Below are 21533 nucleotides of genomic sequence, written 5' to 3'. Positions count from 1 at the left end.
ATTAGGATTTATACTTATTCTAAATTAATTTTTGTTGTAATTATAAGTTGAGAATAAATATAATCTGCGTTCGTTAAGGGAGATGCGGTATGAGAACTTTGAATTTAACTTCGCAGCGCCAAGCAGTGTACGATGTGGTCCGTGAGGCCCACGATCATCCCACTGCGGCTGACGTTATGAACCGGTTGATGGAGCGCGGATATAATCTTGCCTATGGAACGGTCTATAATTCACTGCGTTATTTGACGGATAAGGAATTAATCCGCGAATTAAAGCTGGGGGAGGCCGCCAGCCGTTATGATGGACGGATGGACGACCACCAGCATATTATCTGTCAGGTGTGTGGACAGGTAGATGAAGTGATGAGCGAGGTTCCACATGATTGGATTGAGACGGTTGCGCATGAAACGGGGTACACTATTGCCCATGCCCATGTCGTATTCGGAGGAGTGTGTAAGGCATGCCAAAGCAAGCGAATCAGGTAACGAATCAGCTCAAAGCGGCAGATATGCCGAGACGGGTGAAGGGCATCTGGACCTCCATGCTGTCAGCTCCTTCTGTCCCTGCGTTCCAGGCGGTTCCTTCCAATGAGCCGTTGTACTGTCCAACGACGCGTCGCATCGTTCTGATCAGCTCGGTTCCAGGTGTAGTTCACGGCTTGGTGCGTACGCTGTCAGACGCGTGCTTTGATGTGATGGTGTTCCACCGCTGGGAGCCTGAAGTACAACGTCATCTGGGAAGCGATCTGCTGATTTACGATTTGACCGCTACCGATACACGGAGTGAATTACTGGATATCCGCAATCGTCTTGAGGCAGAACAGATGAAAGACATACCCGTCATATATGTGATTCAGGATCGGATGGCTGTAGGTGCGCATGAGTTGCTTCCTTCGGAAGAAGTTCTGGTATGGCCGCTGGCTTCCAATCATATGGTGCATGATATTGAACGGATGATTGTACGACATCCGGCAGCTTCCCGTCAGGCAGCGCAAGGAAGCCGTCGCACGGTGTTCAAGGACATCTGGATTGACCGTGATAAAATGTTAGTATATAAAGAAGAGAGTCAATTGAATCTGACCAAAACGGAATATGATTTGCTGTTGAAGCTACTTGATGCTCAAGGCAAAGTCATTTCTCGTGAGCAGATGATGCATGATATCTGGGAGACGGATTTTGTAGGCGGCAGCAATGTCGTAGATGTGCATGTCAAAAGCTTGCGCAAGAAGCTGGGCGACCGGCCTGCGGAGCCTGAATATATAGCAACGGTAAGAGGTGTAGGCTACAGATTGGCGGATTGAACGGAAGCTGATCAGGCTATGAATTGCCGCCGGATGGAGACATTCGGCGGATGTATATAAGTCCCTTTGAAGAAACTGACATTAGGTGTGACGGTTGACTTTATCAGGATGTATACACTACAATCGGTAGTGCGAGGTGCTTCTTATGAAACGACTGAATTTTAAAACTGGCGAAACCGGACTCAACCGTTTTTTCGGATCTCTGGAAGCCCAAATTATGGATATTTTATGGTCCACTTCGGATCGGAGCATCAAAGAAGTGCAGACCGCGTTGGAGGGGGATCGGGACTTTAATTTCAATACGGTAATGACCGTGATGAACCGTCTGGTGGAAAAGGGAATACTGAGCAAGAGTATACGCGGGAGAACGTCTTTGTATCGACCGGTTTTGAGCAGGGAAGAATTCAGGGATGAACAGTCCAAGGAGTTAAGCCACGAACTGGTGGATGAATTCGGCCCACTCGCTGTAAATCATATGATTGATGCTCTGGAGGTGGCCGATCCGATGCTGATCGAACGTCTGGAACAAAAAATTAAACAATGGAAAAAGGATATATAGACGATGTGGAAAACACGTTCTAAATTACTGTTTACAGCAGGCGCCTTTATTTCGGGTTTCGCCCTTATACAGATGGGTATGTACGCCGGGCAGCATATTTTCGGCTGGAAATTGGATTTTAACGTGTTTCAGATTTGTAGAAGTCTGTTGCAGAACTACGGAATTGGCTACATGGTGGATGCGCTCAGTGGACTCGTCTTTCTCACCTTCGGGATTGCCGGGGTAGAAGCGATACGACAGTGTATGGCCACAAGGGCAGCTTTCAGCAGACTGCGCCGGATGCGTGATTCCATGCTTACGGAGGCTTTGGGTGCACGATATCGTGATCTTGGAGCTGACCGGATTTGGGTCATTAGTTACGCGAAGCCTGCCGCATTCACCATGGGCTTATGGAAGCCGCGCATTGTGCTGTCCTCCGCATTGCTGTCTGTACTGGACAGGAATGAGGAGGAGGCAGTTGTATATCATGAGGCGTATCATATGAAGCATTATGATCCGTTGAAGACCTGGCTGCTGCAAATGTGTGCTACATTGCTATTTTACTTGCCCGTGCTGCGTCATATTACAAAGCTTTACAAGACAGCTCGCGAAATTCTGGCTGACAATGAAGCAATTAACCGCACAGGTTCACCGATGGGAATTGGAAGTGCATTGCTCAAACTTCTTAGTATGACCCCCGCCAATGCCCATCTGGTGAATTCCGCCGCTTGTTCCTCTTTTGCAGAAACGTCCATTAATTATCGGATCTCACGTATTCTGGACCCTCAGCAAGAGCTGGTAATCCAACTGCCCTGGCGTTCGATTATGTTTTCCGGTTATGTACTTGTGATGCTGACGCTTATGTTTGGACTGGCTATAGTCTAGTCTGGCAAGATATGTCCTGGCGGGTGGCGCGCTCTGCGCTACCGATTCTTCATATGTAATACACTACAGCGTGTAGTTTATTGCATGATCATACTACAACCTTAGAGGGAGATGAGTTTATGAATCAAACACTTACGAATATTGGATTGTTGCTGGTACGCATTTTTACAGGGGTCATTTTCATTGTTCACGGGTCACAAAAATTTCAGGGATTAGACGGAACCTCGGGTTTCTTCCAAAGTATCGGGCTTCCCGGCTGGTTGGCCCCTGTGGTCGCTACAGTTGAGCTGGTTGGAGGTATTGCACTGGTTCTGGGTATCGGAACAAGAATCGCCGGAGCAGCATTGACGATTGTCATGATTGGTGTTCTGTTAACTGCTAAAAAAGGACAACCTTTTGGTTCTATTGAATTTGATCTTTTGGTTCTGTTCGCCAGTCTTCAGCAAGCGTTGGGCGGCGCACGTTTTCTTTCGCTAGATCAGTTGTTCAGCCGTAAAAAGCCTGAAAGTAGTAGCGTACAGGTCTAAATAATCATACAACCGCACCCTTAGTCGCATAGGGTGCGGTTTTTATTTTGCTTGTTTGTGAAAATTTCCTGTAAATCATTTGCTTACTTTAACCGATATAGTTTCCATTGAGTGTAATTCAAATATATCGCTTTTTGAGCAAAGGGGAAAAACACATGGAAACAACGCGAAAGAGAAAGACTATATGGACACTCAGGAACAAGCTAAGTTTAGGTTTTTTGCTTGTTTTGCTAATTCCGAGCTTAAGTATTTCCATTGCGGCCTATAAATCATCATATAATGCTATGGAAAAACAGCTCCACATCAGTGCAAATCAGGGGGTAGCCACGGCTAACTCGATTATTGAATATGCAATCGTCAGTAAAATTAAAGATGTGAGTTATTTGGCGGAGCGTCTGGACGGCTCGATGATTGATGATCGAAACAGCCCTTTGATTCAGCCCAAGCTGATCCAATACAAAGGCTTGCACGAAGATGCGAATGATATTTTTGTTGGAACACCGCAGGGGCTGATGATCCGGGGGGTGCCCAAGGAGGACGAAGGGACATTTGATCCTCGCAAACGACCATGGTACATCGAAGCGATGAAGCAACCCGGTAAGGTAGCGATCACCCCTGTTATTATCAATTCATCGGGTATTCCTGTTGTGGTGGTATCTCAGACGCTTTCCGACCAGTCCGGGGTTATCGGGATCTCTCTAAATCTGGAAAGTGTACGTAAACTGGCCTCTATCAAAGTGGGCCAGCAGGGGTATATTGCCATTTTAGATCATACGAAGAAATTTGTAGTCCACCCTACGGCTAAACCGGGTTCATCTTCTCAGGAAAGTTTTATCAATAAAATGTATACTGCACCGAGCGGGAACTTTAACTATATGCATCAAGATCGTGAAAAATATTTGACCTATGTAACGAACGAGCATACCGGCTGGAAAATTGCAGGTACCTTCTATCAATCCGAGATTAGCGATGCCACCGCTGCTATGCGTTATGTAACCATTTTCGTGCTGGCAGCCTCGTTGGTGCTTGCACTTATTGCTATTTTCCTGATCACCCGTTCGGTTCTGGTACCGATCCGCAGATTGCAAAAATCGGCAGAGCGGATCAGTGAAGGGGATTTGACCGGAGATCTGGAAACCGGAAAAACAGATGAGGTTGGCGAGTTATCTTCCCATTTTCAAACGATGGTGGACAGTTTACGCACGATGATTCGAAGCGTACACGAAACAACAGATCGGGTAAGTTCCTCGGCAGAGGAGCTGGCTGCGGGTGCAGATCAGACGACTAAAGCTATCGAGCATGTCACCATTGCTATTCAGGATGTAGCCGTAGGCAGCGAACGCCAGGTCCAGAGTGTAGAATATGGCTCCGGGCGTATGGAGGAATTTGCCCGGCAGGCTGAGAACGTATCCGAGCGTATGATGGGCGTATCTGAAAATGTGAAGCGAAATGCTGAGTCAGCTCAAGAGGGCAGCAAGGCAGCTACGCAAGCTGTACAGAAGATGCATGACATTGACGAGACGGTTAATGATCTCGGACAAGCGATGGATTCTCTTAGCGAGCGCTCCGGTGAAATTGTGAATATTATCAGTGTTATATCCGGTATTGCCAAACAGACGAATCTGCTGGCACTGAACGCGTCCATTGAGGCGGCACGCGCCGGGGATCATGGTAAAGGGTTTGCTGTGGTTGCGACAGAGGTACGTAAGCTGGCCGAGGAATCGGCCAAATCGGCTACCTTGATTTCGCAGCGTATTGATGCGATGCAGGTGGATATGAACCATGCTTTGACGGCTATGCATCAAGCACGGACACGGGTTACGGAAGGAATTGATTCGGTATGCACGTCGGAGCAATCCTTTGCAGAAATTAGCCATGCCGTGGAACGAGCGATGGAGCATATCAATGATATTACCGGAGTGACACAGGAGATGGCTCGGGGAGCAGTAGGTGTCGTTGGAATTATGAGCGACATTTCCCAGATTTCGAACGAGGCAGCGGGCAACACCGAGTCGATCTCAGCCGCCGCTGAGCAGCAGCTCGCCTCTATTGAGGAAATTGCTTCTTCCTCAGCGGACCTGAGCCAAATGGCAGAGGAACTGCGCGAGCTGGTCGGACGTTTCCAAGTGGAAGGAAAAGAACAATAAAACCAAAAAAGCGCCCGGATACATGAGTCTATCTCATGTCCAGGCGCTTTTTTTGCATGCATTTTGCCACAACTTCTTGTTGAAGGTATAAAAATTATCTTTGGAATGACTTGCGACGATCCAGCCGAAAACGCATGCGGCGCGGGCTGTCGGAAGTGCGTAGAGAACTTCTTTGATACATATTGTTGAGCAGCAGCGCGAAAATGACCAGTAATGTCCCGTACAGCTCAAAGTGGCTGATGGTATAGCCTTGGAAATACATAAGTACCAGCGTGGTAATCGGTACAAAGTTAATAAATAAAATTCCGTTCAGCGGTGACAACATTCGGATTCCGGCATTCCAGCTCAGCAAGGCTGCCAGCCCCGGAAGCAGGATCATAAAGCTCATTTCGTATTTGACCGACCATACATGCTGCCAGTCCGGTACCGCAACCCAGTTGAAGGCGGAGGCGGTTGTAACGACTACGAAGGAAACCAGGGTTCCGAGCAGGCAGGTTAAGGTAGAGTAGCGAAGGGTGGACCATCCTGCAAAATGGCTGCCTCCCATGGAATACACGACCCATCCAATCACCCCTGCGAAAATGAGCAGCAGCGGCAGCAAATGCTGTCCGGCGAGTGTGAAGAAGGTCCATTTTCCGTTCGTAATCACGAGTACAGCTCCAGCCAGTGCAATCATCATACTGATCAGTGTGTATTTTGGCGGCATTTTACGGGTCATGACCCATATCATCGCAATCGAAATCATCGGCATCAGCACTTCCATAATAGAAGCTACAAGGGTACCTGCTGCACCCATCGCGTGCTGTCCCTGGAAAACGGCCATGTTGTAGATGGTAAATCCCATCGTACCGAAGAACAGCAACGTCTTGCCCTTGCCCTCAAAGCGAAATGCAGCCCGTCCCTCCTTGAGCCACAGGAGGACAATTAATATGAGCGTAACCGAGAAATAACGTAAAAATGAAAAGTACAGCGGATTAACTTGTTGCAATGCAATGTGCGAAACCGGAAACATGGCCCCCCAGGACATACTGGCGATCAGGCACAATAAAGATCCGGTCATGATTTGTCTATTCATGGTGAAAAAAAGCTCCTCCTTGCCGGCCGCAGCGGACATATCTTATGGACACATCATAATGGATAGGGAGCTGTTGGTAAAATGATTGAAAATAAACGTTATCATCATTTAAAATGATAATAAGTGACAAGGCACGTCAATTTTGATAGCCTTGCCCTTCACGATAAGGGGGAGCGGTAGTGGATCTGAACGACTTAAACATTTTCCAGACGGTGGCTGCTCATGGCAGTGTCAGCAAGGCGGCAGCCGAGCTTAGCTATGTCCAGTCCAATGTAACGGCCAGAATCAAGCTGCTGGAAAAGGAGCTGCAAACGCCTTTATTTTATAGACATAAGCGGGGCATGATCCTCAACGCAGAGGGCAAGCGTCTGCTGCAATATACGAAAAGCATTTTGTCGCAATTCGAGGAAATGAAACATGCATTTCAGAGTACCTCAGCGCCTTCGGGGGTGCTGGAGATAGGGATCGTGGAGACGGTGATCGCTCTCCCGGCGATTTTACATGCTTACTATAGCAAGTACCCAGATGTCGAGTTGTCCCTCAAGGCAGGGGTTACGGAGCACCTGGTACAGGAGGTTGCGGAGATGAGGCTGGATGGTGCCTTTGTGACCGGACCGGTGAAGCATCCCCTCATTGAACAGTTGGATGTGTTTCAGGAAAAGCTGGTCCTTGTTTCCCAAGGAGATGACTTTTCCGTTGAGGATGTAACGACCCGTCCGCTCCTTTTATATAAAAAGGGCTGCGGCTACCGTGGGCGGCTGGAAACCTGGCTCAAGATGGAGGGCATTATTCCCAAGCAGATTATGGAGTTTGGAACATTCGAGACGATTATCGGCAGTGTGGCGGCTGGCATTGGAATGACGGTTTTTCCTGAATCCTCGATCAGCGGGCTGGCTGCCCAGGGTCTGGTGCATTGTCATGCAATGCCTGAGCCGTACAACGAAGTGACAACGGTATTTATCCGTCGTAAGGAAGCCTATGTGACCAGTACCTTGCAGTCTTTTATGGATGAAATTATCGCTCAGACAGAGGCATAGCTTTATCGTTGGGTGGAGATTGTCTCCATCGTGCTGTACGGCGAGCTGCGTCATGAGACAACCGTGGGCATGTGGCGGTAACGAATTTTGGTGGTATCCAGCGGATGTCCGCGGGCCACGGGATCATCCATACGGAGCACAACGCTTCGCAAACGGACGATGTCAGTTTACTTCAATTGTGGTTTGGCCCGCTTACGAGAGGGCTGGAACCGTCGTATGAAGCTACTGCGTTCAACCCGGATCGTTGTTCTGGGAGACATATTTGTGCCCCTAAAATCTTTGTATTTTCGGAAATCAACAGTTTTTCAGTGGCCTCACTTTATGCTGGTGGGGCTTTTTTTGTTTTATATTGCTCATATAGGCTTACTCTGCCCAAAGCGGATACTTCAAATAAGTTACAAAAGTTATTGACAACTGTTAGATTTTGGAGAACAATAGAATACAAAAATATAAAAATTTTGGAACTTTTATGTGAAGGGTGGATATGACATGAAGCATACACCTACGGTTTTAGCGGAGTTGGAAGATTATTTAAAGCAAAACGACTTGACTTTGGCTCAATTTGCGGAATATTCAGGTGTTCATCAAAGAACACTTAGTAACTGGATTACTCAACATCGTCCTGTTTCTGTACAACAGCTTGACCTAATCACGTTGGCCATGGGATTACCGGAGGGTTATTTTTACGAACTATACATAGAAAATTACATCATCAACCTTCCCCCGAATTGGCGGCGAATCGAGCCACTATTATATCGTTGTGGAGAGCTGGACAAGCTGGATGCGATCCGTCGAATGGTTGGACATATTATGGACAATCCGTTGTATTCGCCCAGACTATTTGACATTGCGGAAGCGCTATTTGCACAGGGACGACATGCTGCGGCACTGCTGCTCTATGAGAGTGTAGCAGAAGTGGAAAAGTACCAACATTCGGAACGCTTGGCAATCTGCCATTATCGTATATTCACAATTCAGGTTGGAGACGATCATAGGCGAAATCTCAAGGCAGCTACACGTTTTGATCTTTTGTCCATCGTTTAGAAGAAATAGACCAGCTTGACGCATTGAAGGATTTGGCTAACGTGTATAGGTCTTTGCGTGAATGGGATCGTGTCTTGGAAGTTGCCAAGGATTTAAGGACTTTAGCCAAAGCTCAATACTCCATGGCGTTAAAACAGAGAAGGGAACAACATAAGAAGCTATTGCGACCACTATTTGTTTACGTAGCTTTCAGTAATTTGCTTATCGGAGGCGCTTATTACGAGCAAGAAAACTATGAGTTAGCCTTGCGAGTAGCCCATGAATCTTGTGATTTGGAATGGGTTAAAGAGACTGATGAAGAAGCTATGCGCTGGAAAAAGTTATTTAAGGAGTGGAGCGAGGCTAATGTGTATTTAACCAAGCTTATGGCTGGAGATATAGAAGTACTTCCTTTATATACTGAGTTCATCTCAACAAAAAATGAGGAAATACTTCCGGGTTTATGGAATATAATGATTGCAGCCAATCGTTATAACATAGACGTAGATGATATTCTGAATCGATTTGAGTGGGAAATTTCAAACTTACATGATCAAGGAGGAGATGAAACCACTGACCAGCAAAATATCGACGATCAGATTAGCGGCTTTTTGAGTGAATTGGCCGACTACTATTTATCTAGAGGCCAGTACGAAAAAGGAATTCGGTACTTATTAGACGGCATGAGAAAATCCACTATAATCAATAATGAACACTCTATCCTTCGTTGCGTGAGAATGTTCGAACGTTATCGGAAATTTGTCTTAGCTGAAGCCAAGACGGAGTATCATAATTTAGTGGAAATGGGGTAATGTTTTTATGAAGCGAATAATTAGAAGGCTATGCACAACTACTTTTTTATTGGTATTAGTAATAAGTGCACAAACAGGTGGTTTTCAAGTGTTAGGCTGGCATATAGGAAGTTAGCACGCTTGGCTAAATAGTATGAGTGTTTGTTTGTTTCTAATCTAATTGAAAAGGTGTGGTTAGACAATGTTGAAAAAAATGGTTCTTCTGATCGTCGCAGCTAGTTTTCTGTTTATCGCGAATGGGCCTAATCATGCTTATAACCAGCACCATAGTATTCAGCTTTACGATACCATTGGAGGATACTAAACGGATAGGAACAAAACAATCCCCGCTAACCTTAACCGGTCGGCGGGGACTGTTTTATTATCTCTTTTCAGCCCGATACTATGATGTAACTGCGGCATTAAAACCTTGTTATCTGTTCCGAATCACTTTAATTAATGCTTTATTATATTCATATGTTATCATATCCGTTTTACGCAGGAGATGAAGTTCCCTTATCTTCGTTATTTTTAACTTTTCTTATTTTCTTAGTTCTCCCTCTAAGAATGACGAACATATAAACTGTAGCAATCAACAATGACTTTATATAGAGAGCGTCATGTAATTGTTGAGAGTAGAAAGCTAGAACAGCAATAAACATAAGGACGGAAACAGTTATTTGTACTGCAGGATGATAAATAAGCTTTATAAATTTACTATGTTCATTACTTTTTTGAAGGTCAATTACTAAATATAGCACGAAAATAGGAATAGTAAATAAAACACTTTTAAGTATATCTACTATTGTTTGTGATCTAAGTGTAATAAGTATAAGATACGACAAAGTAAGTACACCAAAAGTAATAAAAGAAGTATTGATATTTCTTAATTTTAAAAATCCTACTAACCATCGCACTAACACCTTGAAAGGATAAACAATTAGAATCGAAAAAATCCAAGTAAGTACAATCCATAAAATGTCTGATGTAGCGGTCATATATAATCTCCAATAAATCCGCATCGGCTACGGTATTTGCTTTTTCATCTGTAATATATGTATCGGTATTTTCCGTCATTTCCTTTACAGGAGACATACAGGCAAAGAAAGACGACTAAATTTTGTGGGCTGATATAAGTCCTCATTGCGGGATATAGTCATTATAGAGGGCTGGGACAGGGAACAGAAGATCGTCACGCCCCCAGTGGCTGCAAATAGATATACGGAATATTAAGCCTCGGATTGATCTGAGGTTTATTTTTTTGTGTTCTGGAAAAGATATACCTTGTAGAGGAACGTGTGTTCGAAATATAATTTGTGCATACCACATCAGGAGGCTACATACATGTCTAAAAAACTTGAAGGCAATGGAATTTGGGAAAGCTCGCGCATCATTATACCGGAGCATAAAGAGGCTTATTTGCGTCTAATGAAAGACCGTCAGCGGCGCGGCAAACCAGAACTCGACGACCAAGAGGTGCGATTGATCGAGCAGGCGCTTATAGACTCTTACAACTCACGTACAGCCGTCACGCTGGTGGTTTTTAGCCCGTTCGACGATAAGGTTATGACTGGTGTAGTAACATCCACTAACACCAGCAGAAGAGAAGTAAAACTGTTTCGGGGGGAAGATGATTATAGTTGGGTTAAGTTGGAGGATATTATTTCTGCAAGTACATAAAAGGTCCCCAAGTAAAAAGGCCACTGAAAAAGTCTCTTTAATAAAAAACGTCAAAAAAACGAGCCTCTAGAATCGCTTCTAAGGCTCGTTTCGCGTTTGGGGAATCATATTTGACCCCCTAAAGTTTTGGTGTTTTTAAAAATCAGGTAGTTTTTCAGTGGCCTCCAAGTAACCGGTGCTTTTTTTACGTCCTTTATCAAGTTGAAAATATGTTTACTATTTAATATTTTTCGTATATATTAATATTTGGAAATTATCTTTTCACAAATATTTCCTACAAAACTAGATTAAATTAACAGAGGAGATTATTTCAATGAGCATTTCATTAAGAATAGAACGCAAATCCGGTGGTGAACCAATCGAGTTTGTAAAAGGTGAGATCATTGGCTTTACTTATAAGAATAATAGTTCCATAAACCTTTCAGCTAAGTCTCCAAACTTGGCTCATTCGCTACATATTCGAAGCAAAATTCCGCTTCATTCGCTTCCTCCAGTTATAGACAATGCGGATAATTCCAACATGCTGTATACATGGGCAAACACAGAATATAAACCTGATAGTGAGGATTACTATCGCAAATGTAATATCCAAATCGTGAGAAATGAAAACACAATCCGAGATATTACGTTTACACACGCATATGTAGATAAGTATCAAGAACAGATTGATACCAGCAAAGAGATCCTTGAGTTTGAACTTGTTTTAAAACAAAAAGAAGATCAATTGGGAAAAATTCAATACAGTCCTCAGTTAGAACCTAAGGAAACAAGAGAAAAGGATCAGTCTGATGTCTCGCAAAAAGTACTGGAAGGTGCATATAGTAAGAATATGTTAGTGTATGCAGGAAATAATACTTTTCCGTTTGAAAATCCTATGGTAGAACTAGAAAAGGCTTGGGTGCGAGGCGCAGAGAAGGTAAAAGATTCGACAGATACTGTAATACATTATCCTGATCGTAAAGCATTTGCATTAGTAGCTGTTCCTATAGCTCGAAAGAAGTACGGGGACATCACGGCCAATTTACTTCAACATTCACTTGATTACAAACCAGGACATTTACACTTTAACGAGTGGTCATATGAGGCGCAGCAAATTAAAAAGTCTAAAGAGCACATCGCAATAGTTAATGATGAAGTCAAAAAAGCTAATGGTAAAAAAGTTAAAAGTTTTTCTTATAATGGATCTGCGAAATTAGAAAGTGATAGAGATTTATATAATGCTTTTCACAACATGTATTATGAAATAAATGGGGATTACGTTGACGGGCAATGGAAAATTACCACAATTTATTATGATAATTATAATTTCGAGTATAATTTTAAACGAATGTTTACTGGGAACAACAAACTCGGTTGGGCTGCGGCCAATCTAACAAATATAATGGAATCATGGGGAACACTCAATGAGTATACGTCTTATGTAACAGTAACTGATACAAGAAAAGCCTGGAAGTGAGGTGTGAATTGCAGATGAAGTTTAGATATATCTTTATTTTGATCTTGGTCTCTCTACTAGTTATAACTACTACTATAATTTTTCTAGTAAATTTTGCGGATAATACGAACTATAAATACCCAGATGGCAAAGATACCGTAGAATATTTTGGTGACGGGACTTTTCAAATTTTGAGAGGGGGGCGGGACAACTGTTTAATACTTTATAATCATCTTGCTGCTCCAACGGAAAAAGCTGTTGATAATATTGTGTCATATAAGATAAAAAAAAATATCGTATATGTGGTTGGGGAAAATGGCTTCATCAAATTGGATTCAAGTACCAACACGTACGAGCAAAAGAAACGGATTACCGACTTTACTTCCGAAGATAGAGAGATATTCAATAAATTAATGGAAAAATAGAAGCTATCATAAGCAAATATCGTATCCTTACGTTTGAAGTAAGTGAATACTCAAAATAAAAACGAAATACCCTGCCTATAGTGGGGGCCACTGAAAAAGTCCCCATTGTTGAGAGTAAGAGAATATCCAAAGAAAAACGAGCCTCTAGAATCGCTTCTAAGGCTCGTTTCGCGTTCAGGGAGACATATTTGTACCCCAAAAATCTTTGTATTTTCGGAAATCAACAGTTTTTCAGTGGCCTCCATAAGTGCAGGGTCTTTTTGTCATCTGTTCAACATGCTGAGCCCGTTGGATACATAATCCTGTGCGGGCTGGTACATCCTACATGTTATATTACCTATCCGGCTCATTCGTAAAGGGGGAAATAACGATGAAGAAAGGACGCTTTCCCAAGTTGCCGAGATTGCCGTGGAGCCGAAGAGCGGTTCCGGCCCCGGACCGCAAGGCGCGAGATTCCCGTGTTCTTAAGGGCCTGCCTGAACCGCCGTGGCTGGAACAGCCGTTGCGGAGCAGTCTGGAAGACAATTTGACCGCATTGCGCGATATTTTCAAGGATTGCTCGGATGTTGTTTATCGCGAGCTGATGATTTCCCCTGACCGCAAGGGGCTGTTGGCTTATTTGGAAGGCACGGTGAAATCAGAAGACTTGCAGGATCATATCCTGCGGCCCGTCATTTTGGGCATGATGCTCAAGGACCCTGAAGTGAACGGGCAATTGGAGCCGCTGGATGAAACTCGTATTTCCATGTCCCAGACCAAAACGATGGATCAATGGAATAAGGTAGCGGAAGCCATATTGGATGCCAATGCAGCTCTGTTCGTGGAGGGTACGCCCCGTGCTTATATTTTCAGCGCCAAGGGAGGCGTTCGTCGTGGAGTAGAGGAGCCGCAGACCGAGTCGGTTATTCGTGGTCCACGTGAAGGTTTCACGGAAACGATTCGCGTTAATACGGCGCTGCTACGTTTCAAGCTAAAGACGCCGATGCTCAAAATGTACAGCATGACGCTCGGTACAGAGACTAAGACAAGCGTAGTGCTTACCTATATTGAAGGCATTATAGATCCGAAGCTGGTGGAGGATGTTAAAAAAAGGCTCAGCGATATCGAAATTGATGGTTTACTGGAGACTGGATATATCGAGGAACTGATTGAAGATCATCCGTTTTCGCCGTTTCCGCAAATGGAATATACGGAACGGCCGGATACCGTCACTGCGCAATTGCTGGAGGGACATTTTGCCATTTTTGTGGATGGGACACCTTTTGCCCTGATTGGGCCAGTGACGATGTGGCAGATGCTTCAGGCCAGCGAAGACTATTACGAGCGCTTTTTTATCAGTAATATGGTGCGCTGGATTCGTTATCTTTTTCTCCTCCTGGCTCTTTTCCTGCCTGCATTATATGTAGCGGTCACGACCTATCACCATGACATGCTGCCGACGACACTCATTTTGAGCATTGCCGCAGCACGTGAATCCATTCCTTTCCCCGCCTTGGTGGAAGCATTGATGATGGAGGTTTCCTTTGAGGCGTTGCGAGAAGCGGGGATTCGTCTCCCCAAAACGGTCGGTCAGGCTGTCAGTATCCTCGGCGCGCTCGTCATCGGGCAGGCATCCGTACAGGCGGGGATTGTATCGGCGCCGATGGTCATTATCGTGTCGCTCACAGGTATTGCTTCGTTTACCATTCCGCGTTTTAACTTTGCGATTACGGTTCGTCTGCTGCGGTTTCCGATCATGCTGATGGCGGGGGCGTTCGGATTGTTTGGAATCGCAATCGCGACAACGCTGATTGCTACGCATTTAACCAACCTAACGTCGTTTGGCGTGCCTTATATGAGCGGATATAGCCCGTACAAACATATGGATCAAAAGGATATCGTCGTTCGTGCGCCTTGGTGGAAAATGACCAAACGTCCTTCATGGATTGGGAAAGGCAACAACAAGCGGGCGAAAGAAAAGATGAATGGATCGCCGACAACCGAGGAGGGATGGTGATGAAGCCCCGAGGGTCTGATGCAGGGAAAATACGTAAAGCGGCTGTGATCAGCTGTCTGTTGCTCTGTTCTGTTCTTTTGGGGGGATGCTGGGATCGTCGTGAGGTGAACGATGTGGCCTTTGTGATGGGAACCGGGCTGGATAAGGAAGGCGATCAATACCGGGTAACGATGCAGATTGCGCTCCCTGGACAGCTCGGCTCCTCGGGAAGCACAGGAGGCGGAGGAGGGACAAGCGGAACCAAATCCTACTATCTGGAGTCCAGAACAGGCCCCAGCTTTCGGGGCGCAAGTACCGAGGAACAGCGGGGCGTATCACGAACGCTGAATTATTCTCATCGCCGGGTGCTGTTGTTTAGCGAAGAACTGGCACGGGAAGGGGTCAGCAATATGATGGATGTATTGGCGCGTCTTCCGCAGAACCGTCTGTCTGCTCTGGTGGTCATCACGAAGGGATCGGCGCTGGATGTGCTTCAGGCGGATGCACCGATTGAGCAATATCCGGCAGAAATGGTGCGCGAGCTGAACTACTCCTATATGAAAAAGCCCCGTTCTATCAAGCTGCTGATGAATTCTATTCTGCTGGAGGGCATTGACCCTGCTGTGCCAGTGATGTCCCTGGTGAAGAACGGCCCCTCTAACTTGAAGGACAAAAAGACGAATATTCAGGTTGATGGGCTGGCTGTATTTCGTAAGGACAGAGTAACCGGCATTATAGATAACCATCTAAGTCGGTTTTTGCTGCTGGGTATGGACCAGGCCAAGGATACGGAAGTATTTATAACCCCTCCCAAGGGAAGTGGTTATCTGTCCGTGCATCTCATCGAAAACAGCGTTCATATCAAACCCTATGTTCATGGGGATGATATCCGGATGAACATTCAACTGAACTGTAACGGAAATGTAAAGGAGAATGAGACGACTTTCGATATTTCCAACGAAGCAAACTTGAAGTGGCTGGAGCAGCAGGTAGAACGTAAGATCAAGGAGGATTTGGGAGAGGCTGTCCGGGTTATTCAACAAAAATATCATTCTGATGTGCTTGGTTTGGGCCGGGTGATCATTACGAGCCTTCCGAATGAATGGGAACGGATTAAACCTCGCTGGGATCAGTTGTACCCCAAGGTGGAAGTCACCATAAAACCGGTGGTGCATATAGAAAATATCGGTGTAGTTACCAAGCCATTCGGGATCAAGAAGGAGCAACTCCAGAATGAATAAAGTGTTTCTGCTGCCCTTGGTGCTGGCGATCATCTTCATGTATCTGATTGACCGTAAAAACCTGAACGCCGCACCTGCTGTCAACCGCTGGATCTCACGTGTATTGTACGCTCTTAGCATCGGCATCTGGATCTACGGAACATCGACAAACAGTAAAGTCTATGTGGCTACATGGCTGACCCGTTTTATTGATATGTGGCTGCCCCCTTTGTTGTAACGAGTGCAAGATGCCTGTGGGCAAAAGGAGATGTACCTGCATGAAACAGTTCACAACCAGACAAATCGTGCTGCTTGGTGTATTGCTGGAGGTCAGTATTACCATTGTACATGCTCCGGCGCAGGCAGCAGATTATGCGCATCAGCATGCCTATTGGACCTGTGCGGTTGCAGCCATCGTGTTATGCCTGCCGATCTGGGCGATGCTGAAGCTCAGTCAGCGTTTTCCCGATCAGGATCTGCTTCAGGCCGTGGTGAGCTCTCATCCCGTGCTGGGGCGTATGCTGCTCTCGGTGTATCTCATCCTGTTCCTGATCATTTTTGCGCGGGATTTGAGAATTATTACGGATTTTGTGGAGATTGCGCTTTTACCGCTGACCCCGATTGTCGTGATTTCCCTGATTCTGCTGCTAACTTTAGTGTTTATGGCTAAGGGGGGAATTAGCACTATTGTAAATATGGGGGAAATTTTCGCGCCAGTGTTGATCCTGACCCTGTTGACCTTGCTACTATTTTTCGGGCGTAATATGGATTTTTCGGTGCTGAGACCATTTTTACATCCGGATGTAGGTGGAGTTGCCAAAGGAAGCTGGCGCATGTTGGGTTATATGGCGGACATCATGATGTTGCCCTTTGTGATTTCCGGGAGAAATTATAATCCCCGCAGTGCATGGCTTGGACATCTGATAGGGACCGTTTTTATGATCATGATTGTGATGCTGACAGAACTGGTAACCGGGATTCCCATTTTGTCACGGCTGTTTTATCCTTCCTATGAACTGGTGCGTCAGTTGCAGCTATCGGATTTTCTGGATCGGTTCGATTTGTTTATAGTCGCTCTTACTGTGCCAACCCTGCTTACAAAGATAGGGTTCGAACTATACGTTATCAGTTTGACTGTAAAGCGTATGTTTGCTCCTGCCTGGGGGAGTTTGATTGTATGGCCAATCGGTTTGTTGGGTTATGTCTGTTCCTTTATGCTGTTCTCCAACGTTGTCCAAATCTATGACTTTAGCCGGGAATGGACCATGGTCATGATTATTTTCTTTGTGCTTATGCCTTTTGTGCTATGGCTGGTGATTAGGCCCAAACGTAAAGAGAAAAATGACGGTGATGAGCCATCTGGTGGTGAGCAGGATAAGAGGAAACAGGAGAGCCAGCAGGGAAGTGGAGAAAGACAAGTCGAATTATAAGCTTACTATATCCATCGGAAAAGCAATTCTTATTTGTCTTTTAGCTCCTTGATTGTATACTTGGTAGAAAGGAGTATGACTTCTACAAGGGGGGAAACAGGATGGCCCAACGCATGGCAGGCAAGAGAGTCGCCCTTGCCGGTCCCCGTAAAGCAGACGAAATGGCGCTGCTGGTTACAAAAATGGGGGGCGAGCCGGTGCTACGTCCGGCCCAGGGTACGGTTTTTCTGGACGATATCGAGCTGCGTAATGCTATTGTATCGTGGGTGAAGCAGCCGCCGGACTGGAACATTTTCACGACAGGCATGGGGCTGGACGCGCTGTTCGATATGGCGGAGGATATGGAAGTAGCAGAACAGATTTTGGAGCTATTACATTCCTCGAACATTGCAGCGCGGGGCTACAAAACGGTCAATGGACTCAAAAAGCGTGGCTTTACGCCCGCTGTACGGGACGAGGACGGAAGCTTGATCGGGTTGACGCAGGCCTTTGCTCCGTACGATCTGAAGGGGAAGGAAGTGCTGTTGCAGCTACATGGTGATCCAGCCCCCCGGCTGGTGAAGTGGCTGGACGAGCAAGGCGCAGTTACCCGGCAGGTGCTTCCCTATAAGCATATTCCGCCGGAGGAGGCAAATTTGCAAGCATTGCTACAGGATATCCTGAACCGCAATGTGGATGCAGTTACGTTCACCAGCGGTCCACAAATCCGCTTTTTGGCTCAATATGCGAGGGAACAGAAGCAGATGGAAGACGTGCTGGAAGCTTTTCGTCAGGATGTGATCGCTGTGTCGGTAGGCAAGGTGACGGCGCAGTCCATTTTGGAGGAAGGGATTGAACGGATCGTGTTTCCGGTGGAGGAACGAATGGGCGCGATGATGGTGGAGCTGGGAAGATATTTTGAGCATAGCGCTTCGGCGCATGGCTGCGGTCTGGAAGTAGTGAACTGAAAACTACCCCATATCCTTGCGATAAAGGGTAAAATGAAGATAAGGGCCTACAGGGTCTTTATCTTTTTTTGTTGGACATGCATCGACAGAAGTTTTTGTTATAGCGAAAATATTTATTTAATATAATGAAAAAGCCTCGATGCTGGATACCAGAACAGGAGCTGAGACGTTATGAATTCCATTTGTGTCTTTGCCGGGTCCAGACCCGGACATTCATCGGTATATCTTCAGGAGGCAGGCAAGCTTGGAGAGGCTATGGCCCGACATCATGTTCGTCTGATCTATGGAGGCTCCAGCAAGGGGCTGATGGGCGAGGTCGCGGATGCGATGCTGGCAGGGGGCGGTCAGGTCACCGGGATTATGCCGACCCTGTTATTCGATGCAGAGATCATTCACCGGGGAGTTACCGAATTTATTGAGGTGGCGAGCATGCATGAACGCAAAGCGGTGATGAGCGAAAAGGCTGACGCATTCATTGCCCTTCCGGGCGGATTGGGAACATTTGAGGAGCTATTCGAGGTACTATGTTGGGGGCAAATCGGCATTCATCGCAAGCCTATCGGGCTGCTGAATGTGAACAGATATTTTGACCCGTTGGCGGAAATGGTGCGTCATAGTGTGCGTGAGGGATTTACCGGAGTTGACCATCCAGCGCTGCTGAGTATCTCTGCGGACCCGGACGAATTGCTGCATATGCTAAAAAACAAGGCGGAAAACTTGAAATAAAGCGTTTTTCATGCTTGCGCAACTGATTGAGGCAAGGTTATGATAAGACCCATAATCAAATAGCGGACAGACAAGGTGCCTTTGTGATAGCAAAGGGTAACAGGGAATCGGGTGCAAGTCCCGAGCGGTCCCGCCACTGTAAGGAAGAGGATTTTTTCAGACGTCACTCGTGAGAAACCGGGGAAGGCGAAAAAATCTGTTGATGCCGAGCCAGGAGACCTACCTTGATCTGTATGCACCGTTAACCTTCGCGGAGAGGACGGGTGTACGAAATCAGGAAATCAGGCGCACGTTGCTTTTTCCATGTTGGTTACAGGTTTGCGTGGATCTGAACGTGCAGAAGCGTTCAAGCGTGAACAGGCAGATGGAAAGCAACGGCACGATGGCGGGAGACAAGAAGTGTCTGTCTTCTTATGCTGTGTCCGTCTGATGATACGATGTGTACATAGGAAACCCATCCGGGGAGGATGGGTTTTTTTGAGTTACAGGATGTCCATATACAAGTGGAATAGATAGAAGTGTGGAAAACATAGCCTGGATTTAAGAAGGAGGATAACGATGAGCCGATTAGGAAAATTGCTCGTGATTGGATTCGGACCGGGGGATATGGAACATATCACCAAACGGGCGCTGGATGCGCTGGCCGAGAGTGAGGTCATTATCGGTTACAACACCTATGTAGATCTGATCCGTCCGTTATTGAATGGACAGGAGATTGTTCGCACAGGCATGACAGAGGAAGTGAGCCGTGCGCAGGAGGCGGTTCGACAGGCGGAGATGGGCAAGAAGGTAGCCGTCATTTCCAGTGGAGACGCAGGCGTATATGGCATGGCCGGGCTAGTGTACGAAGTGCTGATGCAAAAGGGCTGGCGTCGTGAGGACGGGGTTGAGGTAGAAGTCGTGCCGGGAATATCGGCGATTCAGTCCTGTGCTTCGCTGTTGGGTGCGCCCGTCATGCATGATGCATGCACGATCAGTCTGAGTGACCATTTGACCCCTTGGGAAACGATTGTGAAGCGTGTAGAAGCGGCAGCTTCGGCGGATTTTGTCATTGCACTGTACAATCCGCGCAGTGGTCGGCGTACACGCCAGATAGTTGAGACGCAGTCCATTTTGCTGCGCTACCGTGATCCGCAGACTCCGGTAGGGCTGGTCAAGAGTGCTTATCGCGACCGTCAGCAAGTAATTGTGACGACGCTGGAGGACATGCTCAACCATGATATCGGTATGCTGACGACCGTCATCATCGGCAATTCCTCGACGATGGTGTATGACGGTCTGATCGTGACGCCGCGCGGGTATCAGCGCAAGTATACGCTGGATGCGTCCGAGCAGGCGCTCCAGCCGCATCAGCGGCTCCGCACGGAAGCGGAGCCGTGGTCGCTGGGCGCGCAAGAGGATCGCGCGCTGAATGCGTCGCAGGCAGGCGCTGCACCCGCAGTGCCAGCCCCCGCGGGTGCTGGCGGGACCGCCCCCGCTCCTTCCGCGAGCGGCGCTGCTGCGGTGGCAACGCAGGCACGCCCGCAAGCGGTGGCTGCCGTGCAAGCCGGGGTGGCCCCGGCATCGCTGGCAGCGGAGGCGCTGAGCCGCCTCGCTGCGGGCGGCAAGCTGCCGGGCGCAGCGAGCGCGCGCTGGAGCGGGCAAGCGCCCGCCGTGAGCACCGCCGGAGCGGTGGCTACGGCCGGGACAGCGACAGGTAGCTTTGGCAAGCCTGCGCTGTTTGAGGTGGGCGTTTCCCCCGGCGTGGGAAACAAGAAGTTCACCGCTCACCAGATGGCGCTGCTCGCCGAGGTAGCGGGTGATGAAGGCGAGCTGGAGTATACGCCGGATCACCAGATCGTGCTGCGCGTGCCATGCGCAGACCCGGAGGAGCTGGTAGGGCGGCTACGGGATGAACGATTCATCGTGATGCCGATTGGCGATGTGTTTAAGGTGAAGGCGTGCGACTTCTGCAATATGGAGAAGGATGATGCTGTGCCTGTGGCAGAGCATCTACAGGTTGTACTGGGCGGATTGCAGGCACCCAAGGAAACGAGCATTGCTTTGAACGGCTGCGGTATGGCCTGCTATGGAGCGGTGCTGGAGGATATCGGGATTGTGTACCGCAAGGGTGGATACGATCTGTTCCTCGGCGGCAAAAAATTCGGACGCAACGCTCATGCCGCTCAACCTGTAGCGGAGGGCATTCCGGGGGATCAGATTACGGATATCGTTGAGAACGTCGTCGCTGAATATAAGGAAAAAGGGCATCCGAACGAGCGTTTTCATAAATTTTTCAAGCGTGTGGGCGTGGTAGCGGGTTTTCGGCATGAAGATGCGCCTGCAACAGTAGAAGTGAATGCCGTCTGCGGCGATTAATGCGCTAGAAAGCC

The 21533-nt window shown here is 47.1% G+C and carries 21 protein-coding genes, 2 pseudogenes and 1 riboswitch; of the genes and pseudogenes, 21 read left to right on the top strand and 2 right to left on the bottom strand.

Annotated elements, in window-relative coordinates; translation table 11 throughout:
• Positions 1-89: 89 nt before the first annotated feature.
• The 6 genes from AC0WRU_RS23170 to AC0WRU_RS23145 all read left to right on the top strand — a co-directional run bounded on the left by AC0WRU_RS23170 (position 90) and on the right by AC0WRU_RS23145 (position 5397).
• Complete coding sequence (locus AC0WRU_RS23170) at positions 90-485, top strand: Fur family transcriptional regulator (RefSeq protein ID WP_025683969.1); 396 nt, start codon at positions 90-92, stop codon at positions 483-485.
• Entirely contained in the window at positions 461-1300 is an 840-nt protein-coding gene (locus AC0WRU_RS23165) for a winged helix-turn-helix domain-containing protein (protein WP_476126465.1), read from the top strand. Before AC0WRU_RS23170 ends, AC0WRU_RS23165 begins: the two co-directional genes overlap by 25 nt.
• 145 nt (positions 1301-1445) lie before the next feature.
• Positions 1446-1859: a BlaI/MecI/CopY family transcriptional regulator gene (locus tag AC0WRU_RS23160; protein WP_476126464.1), complete on the top strand. Its 414-nt coding sequence runs from the start codon at positions 1446-1448 to the stop codon at positions 1857-1859.
• Positions 1860-1862: 3 nt separating this feature from the next.
• On the top strand, positions 1863-2723 hold the full coding sequence (locus AC0WRU_RS23155; RefSeq protein WP_476126463.1) for a M56 family metallopeptidase: 861 nt from the start codon (positions 1863-1865) through the stop codon (positions 2721-2723).
• A gap of 119 nt (positions 2724-2842) precedes the next feature.
• A complete protein-coding gene (locus tag AC0WRU_RS23150) occupies positions 2843-3250 on the top strand; it encodes a DoxX family protein (protein ID WP_476126462.1) in 408 nt (135 codons plus the stop codon).
• A 155-nt stretch (positions 3251-3405) separates the two neighbouring features.
• Complete coding sequence (locus tag AC0WRU_RS23145; protein WP_476126461.1) at positions 3406-5397, top strand: methyl-accepting chemotaxis protein; 1992 nt, start codon at positions 3406-3408, stop codon at positions 5395-5397.
• A gap of 94 nt (positions 5398-5491) precedes the next feature.
• Here AC0WRU_RS23145 and AC0WRU_RS23140 read toward each other — a convergent pair whose 3' ends face one another.
• Positions 5492-6472 (bottom strand): DMT family transporter, encoded by a 981-nt coding sequence (locus AC0WRU_RS23140; RefSeq protein WP_476126460.1) that lies wholly within the window; start codon positions 6470-6472, stop codon positions 5492-5494.
• A gap of 179 nt (positions 6473-6651) precedes the next feature.
• On the opposite strand from AC0WRU_RS23140, the gene AC0WRU_RS23135 reads away from it, so the two are divergent.
• From AC0WRU_RS23135 to AC0WRU_RS23120, 4 genes and pseudogenes are all read left to right on the top strand, one after another.
• Positions 6652-7509: a LysR family transcriptional regulator gene (locus AC0WRU_RS23135; protein WP_025683975.1), complete on the top strand. Its 858-nt coding sequence runs from the start codon at positions 6652-6654 to the stop codon at positions 7507-7509.
• A 12-nt stretch (positions 7510-7521) separates the two neighbouring features.
• Positions 7522-7766: pseudogene (locus AC0WRU_RS23130) on the top strand (pirin family protein); the annotation flags it as partial.
• 232 nt (positions 7767-7998) lie between these two features.
• Positions 7999-9344 (top strand): annotated as a pseudogene (locus AC0WRU_RS23125) (helix-turn-helix domain-containing protein).
• A gap of 181 nt (positions 9345-9525) precedes the next feature.
• A complete protein-coding gene (locus AC0WRU_RS23120) occupies positions 9526-9648 on the top strand; it encodes a hypothetical protein (protein ID WP_476126459.1) in 123 nt (40 codons plus the stop codon).
• 169 nt (positions 9649-9817) lie between these two features.
• Here AC0WRU_RS23120 and AC0WRU_RS23115 read toward each other — a convergent pair whose 3' ends face one another.
• On the bottom strand, positions 9818-10321 hold the full coding sequence (locus AC0WRU_RS23115) for a hypothetical protein (RefSeq protein WP_476126458.1): 504 nt from the start codon (positions 10319-10321) through the stop codon (positions 9818-9820).
• Positions 10322-10667: 346 nt separating this feature from the next.
• On the opposite strand from AC0WRU_RS23115, the gene AC0WRU_RS23110 reads away from it, so the two are divergent.
• The 11 genes from AC0WRU_RS23110 (at position 10668) to cobJ (ending at position 21519) form a co-directional block, all read left to right on the top strand.
• Positions 10668-11003: a YolD-like family protein gene (locus tag AC0WRU_RS23110; RefSeq protein WP_476126457.1), complete on the top strand. Its 336-nt coding sequence runs from the start codon at positions 10668-10670 to the stop codon at positions 11001-11003.
• 313 nt (positions 11004-11316) lie between these two features.
• The gene (locus AC0WRU_RS23105) at positions 11317-12459 is read left to right on the top strand and encodes a hypothetical protein (protein WP_476126455.1); all 1143 of its coding nucleotides are present in this window, start codon (positions 11317-11319) and stop codon (positions 12457-12459) included.
• A 14-nt stretch (positions 12460-12473) separates the two neighbouring features.
• A complete protein-coding gene (locus AC0WRU_RS23100; protein WP_476126454.1) occupies positions 12474-12863 on the top strand; it encodes a hypothetical protein in 390 nt (129 codons plus the stop codon).
• 370 nt (positions 12864-13233) lie between these two features.
• Positions 13234-14859, top strand: coding sequence for a spore germination protein (locus AC0WRU_RS23095; protein WP_476126453.1), 1626 nt, complete (start codon positions 13234-13236; stop codon positions 14857-14859).
• Complete coding sequence (locus tag AC0WRU_RS23090) at positions 14859-16079, top strand: Ger(x)C family spore germination protein (protein ID WP_476126452.1); 1221 nt, start codon at positions 14859-14861, stop codon at positions 16077-16079. Before AC0WRU_RS23095 ends, AC0WRU_RS23090 begins: the two co-directional genes overlap by 1 nt.
• Positions 16072-16296 carry a hypothetical protein gene (locus AC0WRU_RS23085; protein WP_476126451.1) on the top strand — a complete coding sequence of 75 codons (225 nt, stop codon included), beginning with the start codon at positions 16072-16074 and terminating at the stop codon, positions 16294-16296. The genes AC0WRU_RS23090 and AC0WRU_RS23085 overlap by 8 nt, the downstream gene beginning before the upstream one ends.
• Positions 16297-16336: 40 nt before the next feature.
• The gene (locus AC0WRU_RS23080; RefSeq protein WP_476126450.1) at positions 16337-17488 is read left to right on the top strand and encodes a GerAB/ArcD/ProY family transporter; all 1152 of its coding nucleotides are present in this window, start codon (positions 16337-16339) and stop codon (positions 17486-17488) included.
• A 101-nt stretch (positions 17489-17589) separates the two neighbouring features.
• Positions 17590-18435: a uroporphyrinogen-III synthase gene (locus tag AC0WRU_RS23075; RefSeq protein WP_025683982.1), complete on the top strand. Its 846-nt coding sequence runs from the start codon at positions 17590-17592 to the stop codon at positions 18433-18435.
• Positions 18436-18606: 171 nt separating this feature from the next.
• Positions 18607-19161, top strand: coding sequence for an LOG family protein (locus AC0WRU_RS23070; RefSeq protein ID WP_025683983.1), 555 nt, complete (start codon positions 18607-18609; stop codon positions 19159-19161).
• Between the two features lie 57 nt (positions 19162-19218).
• Positions 19219-19402: riboswitch (cobalamin riboswitch) on the top strand.
• Positions 19361-19591 (top strand): hypothetical protein, encoded by a 231-nt coding sequence (locus tag AC0WRU_RS23065; RefSeq protein ID WP_162472174.1) that lies wholly within the window; start codon positions 19361-19363, stop codon positions 19589-19591. It overlaps the preceding riboswitch by 42 nt.
• A gap of 128 nt (positions 19592-19719) precedes the next feature.
• Positions 19720-21519: a precorrin-3B C(17)-methyltransferase gene (gene cobJ, locus AC0WRU_RS23060; protein ID WP_476126449.1), complete on the top strand. Its 1800-nt coding sequence runs from the start codon at positions 19720-19722 to the stop codon at positions 21517-21519.
• Positions 21520-21533: the final 14 nt, after the last annotated feature.

Source organism: Paenibacillus sp. 1-8 (assembly GCF_056316205.1).
This window is presented reverse-complemented; position numbering and strand designations above follow the sequence as displayed.

Excerpts from the sequence above, each read along its gene's own strand:
- AC0WRU_RS23170 (WP_025683969.1), top strand. The coding sequence starts at position 90 with ATGAGAACTTTGAATTTAACTTCGCAGCGCCAAGCAGTGTACGATGTG.
- AC0WRU_RS23165 (WP_476126465.1), top strand. The coding sequence starts at position 461 with ATGCCAAAGCAAGCGAATCAGGTAACGAATCAGCTCAAAGCGGCAGAT.
- AC0WRU_RS23160 (WP_476126464.1), top strand. The coding sequence starts at position 1,446 with ATGAAACGACTGAATTTTAAAACTGGCGAAACCGGACTCAACCGTTTT.
- AC0WRU_RS23155 (WP_476126463.1), top strand. The coding sequence starts at position 1,863 with ATGTGGAAAACACGTTCTAAATTACTGTTTACAGCAGGCGCCTTTATT.
- AC0WRU_RS23150 (WP_476126462.1), top strand. The coding sequence starts at position 2,843 with ATGAATCAAACACTTACGAATATTGGATTGTTGCTGGTACGCATTTTT.
- AC0WRU_RS23145 (WP_476126461.1), top strand. The coding sequence starts at position 3,406 with ATGGAAACAACGCGAAAGAGAAAGACTATATGGACACTCAGGAACAAG.
- AC0WRU_RS23140 (WP_476126460.1), bottom strand. The coding sequence starts at position 6,472 with ATGAATAGACAAATCATGACCGGATCTTTATTGTGCCTGATCGCCAGT.
- AC0WRU_RS23120 (WP_476126459.1), top strand. The coding sequence starts at position 9,526 with ATGTTGAAAAAAATGGTTCTTCTGATCGTCGCAGCTAGTTTTCTGTTT.
- AC0WRU_RS23115 (WP_476126458.1), bottom strand. The coding sequence starts at position 10,321 with ATGACCGCTACATCAGACATTTTATGGATTGTACTTACTTGGATTTTT.
- AC0WRU_RS23110 (WP_476126457.1), top strand. The coding sequence starts at position 10,668 with ATGTCTAAAAAACTTGAAGGCAATGGAATTTGGGAAAGCTCGCGCATC.
- AC0WRU_RS23105 (WP_476126455.1), top strand. The coding sequence starts at position 11,317 with ATGAGCATTTCATTAAGAATAGAACGCAAATCCGGTGGTGAACCAATC.
- AC0WRU_RS23100 (WP_476126454.1), top strand. The coding sequence starts at position 12,474 with ATGAAGTTTAGATATATCTTTATTTTGATCTTGGTCTCTCTACTAGTT.
- AC0WRU_RS23095 (WP_476126453.1), top strand. The coding sequence starts at position 13,234 with ATGAAGAAAGGACGCTTTCCCAAGTTGCCGAGATTGCCGTGGAGCCGA.
- AC0WRU_RS23090 (WP_476126452.1), top strand. The coding sequence starts at position 14,859 with ATGAAGCCCCGAGGGTCTGATGCAGGGAAAATACGTAAAGCGGCTGTG.
- AC0WRU_RS23085 (WP_476126451.1), top strand. The coding sequence starts at position 16,072 with ATGAATAAAGTGTTTCTGCTGCCCTTGGTGCTGGCGATCATCTTCATG.
- AC0WRU_RS23080 (WP_476126450.1), top strand. The coding sequence starts at position 16,337 with ATGAAACAGTTCACAACCAGACAAATCGTGCTGCTTGGTGTATTGCTG.
- AC0WRU_RS23075 (WP_025683982.1), top strand. The coding sequence starts at position 17,590 with ATGGCCCAACGCATGGCAGGCAAGAGAGTCGCCCTTGCCGGTCCCCGT.
- AC0WRU_RS23070 (WP_025683983.1), top strand. The coding sequence starts at position 18,607 with ATGAATTCCATTTGTGTCTTTGCCGGGTCCAGACCCGGACATTCATCG.
- cobJ (WP_476126449.1), top strand. The coding sequence starts at position 19,720 with ATGAGCCGATTAGGAAAATTGCTCGTGATTGGATTCGGACCGGGGGAT.